The sequence below is a fragment of the Pseudomonas syringae pv. tomato str. DC3000 genome (genome assembly GCF_000007805.1).
GTDB lineage: Bacteria > Pseudomonadota > Gammaproteobacteria > Pseudomonadales > Pseudomonadaceae > Aquipseudomonas > Aquipseudomonas avellanae.
Genome location: NC_004578.1, coordinates 830,001 through 842,416, shown reverse-complemented (window position 1 = coordinate 842,416; position 12,416 = coordinate 830,001). Strand labels below are relative to the sequence as shown.

Annotated in this window: 3 protein-coding genes and 2 rRNA genes (1 of these 5 only partly in view); all 5 read right to left on the bottom strand. The window is 59.8% G+C overall.

All coding sequences use genetic code 11. The annotated features are described in order from the left end of the window. Nucleotides 1-184: 184 nt before the first annotated feature. Entirely contained in the window at nt 185-2,278 is a 2,094-nt protein-coding gene (gene recD / locus PSPTO_RS04115) for an exodeoxyribonuclease V subunit alpha (protein ID WP_011103277.1), read from the bottom strand. Beyond that, on the bottom strand, nt 2,275-5,967 hold the full coding sequence (gene recB / locus PSPTO_RS04110) for an exodeoxyribonuclease V subunit beta (protein ID WP_011103276.1): 3,693 nt from the start codon (nt 5,965-5,967) through the stop codon (nt 2,275-2,277). Before recB ends, recD begins: the two co-directional genes overlap by 4 nt. Further along, nucleotides 5,964-9,440, bottom strand: a complete 3,477-nt coding sequence (recC, locus tag PSPTO_RS04105) for an exodeoxyribonuclease V subunit gamma (protein ID WP_011103275.1) — start codon at nt 9,438-9,440, stop codon at nt 5,964-5,966. The genes recB and recC overlap by 4 nt, the downstream gene beginning before the upstream one ends. A gap of 193 nt (nt 9,441-9,633) precedes the next feature. Then, a 5S ribosomal RNA gene (gene rrf, locus PSPTO_RS04100) occupies nt 9,634-9,749 on the bottom strand. 158 nt (nt 9,750-9,907) lie between these two features. Continuing rightward, nucleotides 9,908-12,416, bottom strand: a 23S ribosomal RNA gene (locus PSPTO_RS04095); it runs 385 nt beyond the window's last position.

Here is a 12,416-nt window from a genome sequence, read left to right as displayed (position 1 = left end):
CAGTTGCGTCTGATGTACCGTGTGTACCGTTGCTGCCGGTTCCCGGCAGTTCGCGGACGAGTCCCCACTACAAGCGAAGCGCCAGGTCCGCTCCCGCGCCATCCGGGCAGACGCCAGCTTTTCAGAGCCTTCACGACTTGTGCATTACAGACTGCAGGCGGCTTAGGCATGATCACGGGCAGATTCAAAGCCCGAGCATCAAGCCGCTCAGGCGTTTGACTTTGCGGCGCAGGGCTTCCTCGAAGATGCCCTGGCGCGGTTCGATCAGGCTGAACCAGTGTTTGGCGCGGGTGATGCCGGTGTAGATGAGTTCTTTGGTCAGTACCGGGTTGAGGGCTTCGGGCAGAATCAGGGCGGTGTGGGCGAATTCCGAGCCTTGGGATTTATGCACGGTCATGGCGTAGACGGTTTCGACTTCGTTGAGGCGGCTGGGCAGGACGAAGCGCACGCCGCCGCTGCCATCGTTGCGCGGGAAGGCGACGCGCAGGACCTGTTTGCCCTCGCCATCGCGCTCGGGCAATCGCAAGGTGATGCCGATGTCGCCGTTCATCAAGCCCAGGCCGTAGTCGTTGTGGGTCATCAGGACTGGCCGGCCTTCGTACCACTGCTGATCGCTTTCGATCAGCTGCGCATTGAATAACGCATGGGTGATGCGTTGGTTAAGGCCTTCTACGCCCCACGGGCCTTTGCGTACAGCGCAGAGCAACTGGAACGAGTCGAAGGCGTCGAGTACCGAGCGTGCCCATCGGGTCCAACATTCATCGTCCAGTTCAGCGCCGACTGCCGGGCGCTCGGCGCCGAGCACGTTCAGGTAATGCCTATAACCCTGCGGGCCTTGCTCGCCTTGGCCAAGGCCTTCCAGCACCAGCCGCTCGAACTTGAGGTCTTGCTCGCCCTTGAGCGCCAGGGCGAACAGATCGGTGTGACTGCCTGCCGACAGCAGCGCCCTCGCCTGTTGATCCTGTTGCTGGTTGACCAGCCGGGCCAACTGGCCGATGCCGCTGCCTTGGCCAAAACGGCGCGAGTGGCGCAGCATGACCACTTGTTGGGCCAGTGGATGTTGCTGCGCATCGCCTTGGCGCAATGTGCCTTTGCTGAGGTCTTCGCCGCTGACAGCTTCGAGCCAGGTCTGGGTTTGCGGGCTGTAGAAGCCGTCTTCGGCGTCGCGACACAAATCACCCAGTACCGCGCCCGCCTCGACGGAAGCCAATTGGTCTTTGTCGCCGAGCAGAACCATGCGCGCGTGCGGCGGCAGTGCGTCGAGCAGGTTGGCCATCATTTCCAGGTCGATCATGGACGCTTCGTCGACGACCAGCACGTCCAGTGGCAGCAAGTTACCTGCGTGGTGACGGAAATGGCGCGTGCCAGGGCGGCTGCCCAGCAAGCGGTGCACGGTGGTGACTTCACTGGGGATTTTCTGCCGCACCTCGGCGCTGACGTCCAGGCTTTGCACTTGCTGGCTGATGGATTCGGTCAGACGTGCTGCCGCCTTGCCGGTCGGCGCTGCCAAACGAATGCGCAGCGGCTGGCCGCTCTGCACGGCAGGAGCCTGAAGCAACGCCAGCAAGCGCACCACGGTGGTGGTTTTGCCCGTGCCGGGGCCGCCGGTGATGATGCTGAATGCCCGGCGGGTTGCCAGTGCGCAGGCCAGTTTCTGCCAGTCGATGATGGCGTCCGGCGCTGAGTTCGCAGGCCCGAACAAAGCGTTCAGGCGCTGCGGCAGATCGTCGGGCGGAGCATCGGCTTGCTCCAGACGCCGACGCAGGGCTGCAGCGATGCGGCGTTCGTAGGTCCAGTAGCGGCGCAGGTACAAACGTCGTTCTGCCAGCACTAAGGGTTTTTGCAGCGCCTCGGCGCTTGAGTCTGTGGCTTGCGCGACCAGCATGCTGCGCGCCAGCGCCTGGCACCACGCTGCGCCATCCAGCGCTGCCAGCAATTGCGAGGGCAGCAGCATTGCCCCGTCTTGCTGATCACCTTCGGGCGGCAGTGACAAGGCGAAGTCCGGCTCTTTCAAGGTCTCGTAAAGATCGAGGCAGACATGGCCGTGGCCCAGTTGATGGCTGGTGAGGGCCGCAGCGACCAGCACCAGTGGATCGGCCTGCGGGTCGAGGTCGCTGAGGAACGCGACAAAAGCCCGGTCCAGGGCGCGCAACCAACCGCGCTCGACCCAGCGTTCCAGCAGCATCAGCAGATCGTCGGCGCGGGTCAACGGGCTCAAGTCGGCGAGGCTGATGTCGTCCAGCGCAGTGGGCAACAGATCGTCGAACGAACGGCTCATGCCAATGCTCCAGGCAGGTCAGGCGTTAAGGGTTTGCCCTGAAACAGCAGGTCCAGGCTCTCGATCAGTTCGCGTGGCGGACGAGTGAAATACGCGCCTTGAGAGGCGGAACGGCTGCCGCGCAGGAACAGGTAAAGCGCGCCGCCCATGTGCTGGTCGTAGTCATAATCGGCCATGCGTGTCTTGAGCTGTCGATGCAGCGCCAGCAGATAAAGCACGTATTGCAGGTCATAGCGGTTGTCGAGAATCGCCGTTTCCATCGCCAGATCGGTGTAGGCGTCGTCATCGCTGCCCAACCAGTTGGACTTGTAGTCAGCCACGTAGTAACGGCCTTCGTGCTCGAATGTCAGGTCGATGAAGCCTTTGAACATGCCGTTGAGCGAGACGGTTTCGGTGGCGGCCCGTGGCGCATTGTCGTGGGTGAAACGGCGCACAAGGGTATCCATCTGCGCCACGTTGACGTTAGTGCTGGCGAACCAGAACTCCATTTCGACGCGGTACTGATTGGGCTGATTCAGGTCGCCTAATGCAACCGGCGTGGAATCAGGCGAGAGGCGCAGCGGCATGTTCAGCATATGCTGCAGCCAGTCGCGCAGGGTGTTGATCCAGCCGGCCCAACCGCGTCGATTACAACGACGCGCCACGGCGTCTTGCAGTTGGACCGAATCATGCGCCGTGTTCGCAAACCCCTCGTTGCCTGCCCATTCCAGCAACCCGTGCAGAAAGGTGCCGGGGTTCGGGCCACGCGGGAAGCGGTGGATATCGCCGCCGCTGACCAGTATGTCGCGAGGCGCTTCGGGATCAAGGCGCTCGTCGTCAAACAGCTTTTGTGCCTGCGGGCTGTCAGGTGACTCGTCGGCACCTGCCGTTACCGTGTCGCCAATACGCAGCGCGCTGTAGGAGGCGATCCACCAATTCTCGGCAGCACGGCGTTTGGGTACCAGCAGTTTGACCAGCGAGGCCTCGTTACGCGGCGCACTAAAGCTGTCATCGGTGGGTTCGGGAACCGGCTGCAAAGCAATCGCGCTGCAACCCTCGGCCAGATCACGCAGCCAGACCTTGAGGTCAGCCGACTCGGGCAGCGCCGTACCGCCACCCAGCAAATAGCCCAGCGCCGAGCGGTGCAACATCGAGCTGTTGGCATTGCCGCGTTTGAGGTCGGCAACGCCTAGCCAGCAGGCATGCTCCGAACGGGTCAGCGCGACATAAAGCAAGCGCAGGTCTTCTGCCAGGCGCTCGTCATCGGCTTGCTGAATCAGCGCCTCGGTGGGCTGCAGACTGATCTGCGCGCGGCCATCGGCATCATGAAACTGCAGTGGCAGGCGGCTGCCGTCGACCGGTTTGGACGAGCAGATGAACGGCAGGAACACCAGCGGGTATTGCAGCCCCTTGGACTTGTGAATGGTGACGACTTTGACCAGTTGCTCGTCGCTTTCCAGGCGCAGGATCTGTTCTTCTCCGGCCTGCCCGGACAGCGCCAGGTGATCGCCCAGATGACGAATCAACGCCTGTTCGCCATCCAGCTCGGCGGCGGCCTGTTGCAGCAGTTCGGACAGGTGCAGCAGATTGGTCAGCACTCGCTCGCCGTCGGTGCGGGTCATCAAGGTTTGCGGCAGGGCAAAGTCATGCAGCAGGCGACGCAGCATCGGCAGCACGCCCTGACTGCGCCATACAGCGCGATAGCCACGGAACTGCATCACACGCTGTTCCCACGCCAGTTCGTCCTGATTCAAGCGTTCCAGTTCGGCAAGCGGCAGGTCGAGGGTAATACAGGCCAGTGCCGCGCGCAGCGTACGTTCGGAATCCGGCTCGGCGCAGGCTTTGAGCCAGGACAGCAGGTCGTGCGCCTCCTGCGCGGCGAACACTGAATCCTTGTCCGACAGGTACACGCTGCGCACGCCACGCGCCGTCAGTTGAGAGCGCACCGCCTGCGCCTCTTTGCCGTCGCGAACCAGAATCGCGATGTCGGCCGGGCGCAGCCCACGCTGGGCATTGCCCGGTGCAGTGAAGCCCGCGCGGCCCTGCTGACCGGCGTTGAGCAGGCGCACGATCTCGCTGGCGCAGCGGCTTGCAAGCTGCTGGCGATAGACGACACCGGACACCGGCTGCTCGCTCTCAAGATGCCATACGGTCAATGCGGTGAGCGCGGCGCCATCGACTTCCAGAGTTTCCTTGCGACCTTGGGCCAAGGCATCGGAGAACGGCACCTGATTGCCTTCCTCGTCACGGAACAGAAACGCACCTTTACCTTCCGGGCGTTGCTCTGCTCGCGTGAAGACATGGTTGACCGACTCGACCATCGCGTGGCTGGAGCGATAGTTGGTGTCCAGCGTGTGCCAGCGACCATCGGTGGCCTGCCGGGCGCGCAGGTAGGTGTAGATGTCGGCGCCACGGAAGGCGTAAATGGCTTGCTTGGGGTCGCCGATTAGAAATAAGCCGGTTTGCTCATCGTTGCCTTCCAGACGATAGATGCTGTCGAAGATCCGGTACTGCACCGGATCGGTGTCCTGAAACTCATCGATCAGCGCCACCGGAAACTGCTCGCGAATCAGCGTCGCCAGCCGCTCGCCGCCAGCGCCGTGCAATGCGCCGTCGAGCCTGAGCAGCATGTCGTCAAAACCCATTTCGGCACGGCGGCGCTTCTCTTCTTCAAAACGCGCACTGACCCACTGCGCGGCATGTTGCAGCACGGCCGCATCTGGCTTGGGCAGACCGTCGAGCGCTGCTTTCAGTTGCGCCATTGCTGCAAACGCCGGGTGCGACGGTGGATCACTTTTCCAGGCCTCGGCGACGCCGTCTGGGGTCAAGCGTGTGAAGCCGGTGCCCAGGTCCAGCGCTTCCTGAGTTTCGTCAGCGGCCCACGCGGCGAGCTTTTCAAACCAGGGTTTGAAGAATCGCTCCTGCATCTTGCGGCCATCGACCACCTTGCGGGCCACGGCGTCCTGGCAGAGCGTGTAGAGCTCGTCAGACCATACGGCCCAAGGGGCTTTCAGGGCGGCAAGCGCTGCCCGACGCTCCAGCAACGACGCCTCGATGAGCTCGGCCGGCGCTTGGGTGTTGGTGCTGCGGTCATGGCCAAACAAGCCACGTACGCGGGGCAACAGTGCCGCCGGACCGCTCCAGTTTTCCCGCACCCAGGCCAGCGCGTCACCGCTCATGGGGTAGCAGAATCGCCGCCAGTAATCGCGCAGGACTTCGCCGAGCAGGTCACTGTGATCGGTTTCGAGGGTCTGGGTGAACAGGCTGCCGCTGTCGAAAGCATGCTCGCGCAACATGCGCTGGCACCAGCTGTGGATGGTCGAGACGGCGGCTTCGTCCATCCATTGCGCGGCGATGTCCAGACGGCTGGCACAGGCAGGCCACTGCTCGGCCTCGAACTGCTCGCGCAATTGGCTGATCAGTTCATCGGGGGCACAAATTTCGTCACGAAAGAACCGCGCAGCTTCGGCCAGCCGGGTACGAATCCGGTCGCGCAGCTCTTTGGTGGCAGCGTCGGTGAAGGTCACGACGAGGATCTGCGGCGGCAGCAATTCGCGGCCAAAACCTGACTGTTCGGAGCCGTGGCCGAGCACCAGGCGCAGGTACAGCGCAGAGATGGTGAAGGTCTTGCCGGTCCCGGCGCTGGCTTCGATCAGTTGGCTGCCACGTAACGGAAAGCGTAGCGCCAGAGGGAGCGATTGATTACTCATGCGCCACCCTCCCCGCCAGACAACGACTGCCAGGGCGCGTCGTAAATCGGCTTGTAGAGTGTCTCGCACCAGCCCGCGAATTCCTCGCTGTCCATCAAGGCGTCGAAGTCCGCAAACTGCCGGGCCAGCGCGGTGCTTTCGCGTCGTTCGCCATCGGTGGTCTGCCCGTCACCTTCGTAGGCTTTGCGAGCGGCGGCTTCGGCTTTGTCGGCGGGTTGGCCCAGCCAGGCAAATGCGGTTTTGACGGCCACCGGCAGCGGTTGTTGCATGCCGCGCAGCCAGGCCATCAGCAGGTGGTTCAGCGTGGTGATGGCAGCATCTTTTTCCAGCGGGTCGAGCATCAGGGTTTCGTCACTGGCCACCAGCGCGGTGCTCAATGGCAGCTCACAGGCGCAGGCCACCAGATGATTCACCCACGGGCGAATCAGTCGATGCCACTTACGGGTCTTTTTAGAGCCAATGCTGTTGGGAATCGCCGTGACCAGCAATAGCTCGCCGCGAGTGTTGCGGTGTAACCCGCCAAGCCAGCCGTCGATGCTGACGCCACGGTGGCTGAAACTGATCGGCAAGGCACTGCTCAAGGTTTCGGGCCACAGCGTCAGCAGATCGTGGTAGCGCCTGAGCACGTCCGGCAAGGGCTCGATCAGTTCGTCCTGCATGCAGGTGCCGAACCCGGCGAGAGGCAGCAGGCCGCTGGCTTGCAGTTTCAGAGCCTGGGCTTTCAGGGCGACATCACTATTGTCAGGGGAAACCATCGCCGCGTTGAGCAGGCTTTCACTGAGGCCGTAGCGCTCAAGGGCGTCGAGCACGAACGGTTCTTCATCAGCGAGCGGCGCTTCGGCGACCTCGAAATAGATCTTCAGGCGCTGGCTGAAAAAGTGCTTTACCGGGTTTCGCAGGAAGTCCTGCAATTGCGCAATCGACAGTGGCTCTTCCTGCTCGTGAGGGGGAAGCGCTTGAGGCACGGGCACCTGGAGGTCGGTTTCATGCAGCAGGCGCCATTCGCGGGCGAAGCTGAAGTAGCCGGTGCCTGCATGAAAGTAATTGGCGCTGAACGGCTGCAGCGGGTGATGCACCGTCAGTGCTTTCAGAAGACGTTCGCCGTCGTCCAGTTTGCTGTCAGGGTCGGCTTCGCCTGCCAGTTTCCAGCCACTGGCCAGGTGATCACGCAGCTGGCCAATCAGTACCGATGCAGGGCGCTCGCTGTTGTCACGAATGCTGCGGCCAACCCAGCTGACGTACAGTTGATCCCGCGCCGAGAGCACGGCTTCGAGCAACAGATAACGGTCATCTTCACGACGCGAACGGTCACCGGGGCGGTAATCACTGCCCATCAGGTCGAAGTCCAGCGGGGGTTGCGCGCGCGGGTAATCGCCATCGTTCATGCCCAACAGGCAGACCACTTTGAACGGGATGGCGCGCATGGGCATCAACGTGCAGAAGTTGACCGAGCCTGCCAGAAAACGCTGAGACAAGCGGCCCTGATCAAGCCCGGCAAGCCAGGCCTCACGGACCACGGTCAGCGGCAGCTCATCAATCAGGTTTACCGCTGCACAGGTTTCCAGCCAGTTTTCACGCAGTGTTTCGAGCTGAGCAAGCAGGTAGTCGTCATGCTCGCTTTCAGCAATGAAGAACAGCTGGAGAATGGCTTGCAAGCGTGCGCCCCATTGCTCCGGGGTGGCGGGCGTGGACAGCTCTGTATGGGCAACCTGCAGCCCATCGATCAACGCTACCAGCGGGCCTATCAATGCAGCATCCAGCCCGCCGATCTCGTCGTAGGGCTCAATGCCGTCATAAGCGGTACCGGCACCCACAGCGTAACCTAGCAACATGCGGCGCAGGCCGAAGTGCCAGCTGTTCTGTTCCAGCGCATCCGGCAACCCCAGACCGGCGCGTTGCTGCGCATTGAGGCCCCAGCGGATGCCTGCGCCTTCAATCCAGCGATGCAGGGTTGGCAGATCGCGCTCCTGAATGCGAAAGCGCGCTCGCAAGGCCGGAACGTCCAGCAGGTCGAGAATTTCGCTGACCGGGAAGCGGCTGTCGGGGAGCTTAAGCAGATGCTCGACAGCGATCAGCAATGGCTCACGACCACGTTGCCCCTGATCGGCCAGCGTGAAGGGAATAAAACGGCGATCTTCGCGTTCGATCTGGCCGAAGACAGCGCGAATGTGTGGCGCGTAGCTGTCGATGTCCGGAACCATGACAATCACATCACGCGGGCGCAGGTTGGGGTCTTTGCTGAACCGCGCCAGGAGCTGGTCATGCAGCACTTCCACTTCACGCTGCGCGCTGTGGGCAACGTGAAACCGGAGCGAGCGGTCTTCAAGCGGGTCAATGGCTGGCCATATCTCCCGCGTTTCATCCAGCGGGCGCAGTTCGAGAATATCGTCCTGCAACTGGTTCAGCAGATTGGTTGGCTCGACCTCACTGAACAGGTCAATCCGCTCGTCCTTGAATGACGAACGATAGCTGCGCGGATCGTCATGGCTGTCCAGCAGGTTGATGTAATCACGGCCCTGCTTTCCCCAGGCAGCGAGCAGCGGATGCGCATGCTGATGCAGCGCTTGCGGATCGAGGATCATCGGCATACCGGTCTTGCGGGCCTGACGCTTGTACTGATGACGCAGCAGGTCCTTGTCAGCGACGATGTCGGTCCAGTGGTGACGGCAGGGGTTGTGCACACAGAGCAGCACCTGGCTGAACTTCGCCAAGCCGGCCAGTGCTTCCAGCGCCTGCGCCGGGAGTGACGATATGCCGAATACGATTACCCGCGATGGCAAGCCAGGCGGCGCTTCGGTCATGGTGCCAATGCGCTCGATAAACCGCCGGTGCACGCCAGCACGGCTCTGGGCCATGCCCTTGGCTCCGACATCATCCAGCAGTGCGCGCCATAACTCGGCCTGCCAGCAATTGGCAGTGGACAAGGGCCGTGGCTGACCTCGTGCGTCGCGCAATTGGTGTAGGCCTGCGGCCCAGTCTTCCAGCCAGTCAGCGCGATAGACCTGATATTGGTCGAACAGATCAGACAAGCGTTCGGATAATTGATAGCGCTTGCGCAGGTCGGTGTCGTCGGTCAGAAAGCGCTGCAGTGGCTCGAAGTGGGGCTGATTGATCAGTGCGGGAAGCAAGCGCATCAAGCGCCAGGTCAGCGGGGTCTTGTCGAGCAGAGACGTCTGAGGAATTTCATCGCTGCCGAGGACCCTGCGATACAGCGTCCACATGAAACTGCCAGGGAGCTGAACATCTATCGCAGCCGCAATGCCGCAGCCGCCGTTGTCATCGTCCTGAGCGTCTTCAGCCAGCGCAAGTTTGAGCCATTGCGCAATGCCGTTGCTCTGCACCAGCGCAATCTCGTTCTCAAGCGGTGCCAGGGGATAGCGACGCATCCAGGACACAACCAGACTGCGCAGTTCATCCGGGCGGTTGCCTTGAACCACCATGAAACCTGCACTCAGCGGGGTTGTAACGGACATGCTTGCTTCCTTGGCGGGTGCGATTGAAACCTGAAGCCGAACCATAAGGGCAAGCGCGCTGGAATGCCACACGCATGTTGAACTGGATGACTACCGGGGATGGGTGATGGGGCGACAGGCAAGGCGATGTTTTATAAACGCCACAAAAACAAAAACCCTCAACGCGTAAGCGATGAGGGTTTTTGGAATTTAATCTTGACGATGACCTACTCTCACATGGGGAAACCCCACACTACCATCGGCGATACATCGTTTCACTGCTGAGTTCGGGATGGGATCAGGTGGTTCCAATGTTCTATGGTCGTCAAGAAATTCGGGTACCGAGTCGTGCCGTACGGCGCGCTTCAGCAAATCGGGTATGTGATAGCAAGCTGTTGCAGGTGTCGTTCGTGACGCAAACCTTCGGTTCGTGTCATCTCCACAGTCACCGCAATCTGGTCATTCGACTCAAATTGCTTGGGTGTTATATGGTCAAGCCTCACGGGCAATTAGTATTGGTTAGCTCAACGCCTCACAGCGCTTACACACCCAACCTATCAACGTCGTAGTCTTCGACGGCCCTTCAGGGAACTCAAGGTTCCAGTGAGATCTCATCTTGAGGCAAGTTTCCCGCTTAGATGCTTTCAGCGGTTATCTTTTCCGAACATAGCTACCCGGCAATGCCACTGGCGTGACAACCGGAACACCAGAGGTTCGTCCACTCCGGTCCTCTCGTACTAGGAGCAGCCCCTCTCAAATCTCAAACGTCCACGGCAGATAGGGACCGAACTGTCTCACGACGTTCTAAACCCAGCTCGCGTACCACTTTAAATGGCGAACAGCCATACCCTTGGGACCGGCTTCAGCCCCAGGATGTGATGAGCCGACATCGAGGTGCCAAACACCGCCGTCGATATGAACTCTTGGGCGGTATCAGCCTGTTATCCCCGGAGTACCTTTTATCCGTTGAGCGATGGCCCTTCCATACAGAACCACCGGATCACTAAGACCTACTTTCGTACCTGCTCGACGTGTCTGTCTCGCAGTCAAGCGCGCTTTTGCCTTTATACTCTACGACCGATTTCCGACCGGTCTGAGCGCACCTTCGTACTCCTCCGTTACTCTTTAGGAGGAGACCGCCCCAGTCAAACTACCCACCATACACTGTCCTCGATCCGGATAACGGACCTGAGTTAGAACCTCAAAGTTGCCAGGGTGGTATTTCAAGGTTGGCTCCACGCAGACTGGCGTCCACGCTTCAAAGCCTCCCACCTATCCTACACAAGCAAATTCAAAGTCCAGTGCAAAGCTATAGTAAAGGTTCACGGGGTCTTTCCGTCTAGCCGCGGATACACTGCATCTTCACAGCGATTTCAATTTCACTGAGTCTCGGGTGGAGACAGCGCCGCCATCGTTACGCCATTCGTGCAGGTCGGAACTTACCCGACAAGGAATTTCGCTACCTTAGGACCGTTATAGTTACGGCCGCCGTTTACCGGGGCTTCGATCAAGAGCTTCGCTTGCGCTAACCCCATCAATTAACCTTCCGGCACCGGGCAGGCGTCACACCCTATACGTCCACTTTCGTGTTTGCAGAGTGCTGTGTTTTTAATAAACAGTCGCAGCGGCCTGGTATCTTCGACCGGCGTGGGCTTACGCAGTAAATGCTTCACCCTCACCGGCGCACCTTCTCCCGAAGTTACGGTGCCATTTTGCCTAGTTCCTTCACCCGAGTTCTCTCAAGCGCCTTGGTATTCTCTACCCAACCACCTGTGTCGGTTTGGGGTACGGTTCCTGGTTACCTGAAGCTTAGAAGCTTTTCTTGGAAGCATGGCATCAACCACTTCATGTTCTAAAAGAACACTCGTCATCAGCTCTCGGCCTTAAGATCCCGGATTTACCTAAGATCTCAGCCTACCACCTTAAACCTGGACTACCAACGCCAGGCTGGCCTAGCCTTCTCCGTCCCTCCATCGCAATAACCAGAAGTACAGGAATATTAACCTGTTTTCCATCGACTACGCTTTTCAGCCTCGCCTTAGGGACCGACTAACCCTGCGTCGATTAACGTTGCGCAGGAAACCTTGGTCTTTCGGCGTGGGTGTTTTTCACACCCATTGTCGTTACTCATGTCAGCATTCGCACTTCTGATACCTCCAGCAAGCTTCTCAACTCACCTTCACAGGCTTACAGAACGCTCCTCTACCGCATCATCAAAAGATGATACCCGTAGCTTCGGTGCATGGTTTGAGCCCCGTTACATCTTCCGCGCAGGCCGACTCGACTAGTGAGCTATTACGCTTTCTTTAAAGGGTGGCTGCTTCTAAGCCAACCTCCTAGCTGTCTAAGCCTTCCCACATCGTTTCCCACTTAACCATGACTTTGGGACCTTAGCTGACGGTCTGGGTTGTTTCCCTTTTCACGACGGACGTTAGCACCCGCCGTGTGTCTCCCATGCTCGGCACTTGTAGGTATTCGGAGTTTGCATCGGTTTGGTAAGTCGGGATGACCCCCTAGCCGAAACAGTGCTCTACCCCCTACAGTGATACATGAGGCGCTACCTAAATAGCTTTCGAGGAGAACCAGCTATCTCCGAGCTTGATTAGCCTTTCACTCCGATCCACAGGTCATCCGCTAACTTTTCAACGGTAGTCGGTTCGGTCCTCCAGTTAGTGTTACCCAACCTTCAACCTGCCCATGGATAGATCGCCCGGTTTCGGGTCTATTCCCAGCGACTAGACGCCCTATTAAGACTCGCTTTCGCTACGCCTCCCCTATTCGGTTAAGCTCGCCACTGAAAATAAGTCGCTGACCCATTATACAAAAGGTACGCAGTCACCCAACAAAGTGGGCTCCCACTGCTTGTACGCATACGGTTTCAGGATCTATTTCACTCCGCTCTCCGCGGTTCTTTTCGCCTTTCCCTCACGGTACTGGTTCACTATCGGTCAGTCAGTAGTATTTAGCCTTGGAGGATGGTCCCCCCATATTCAGACA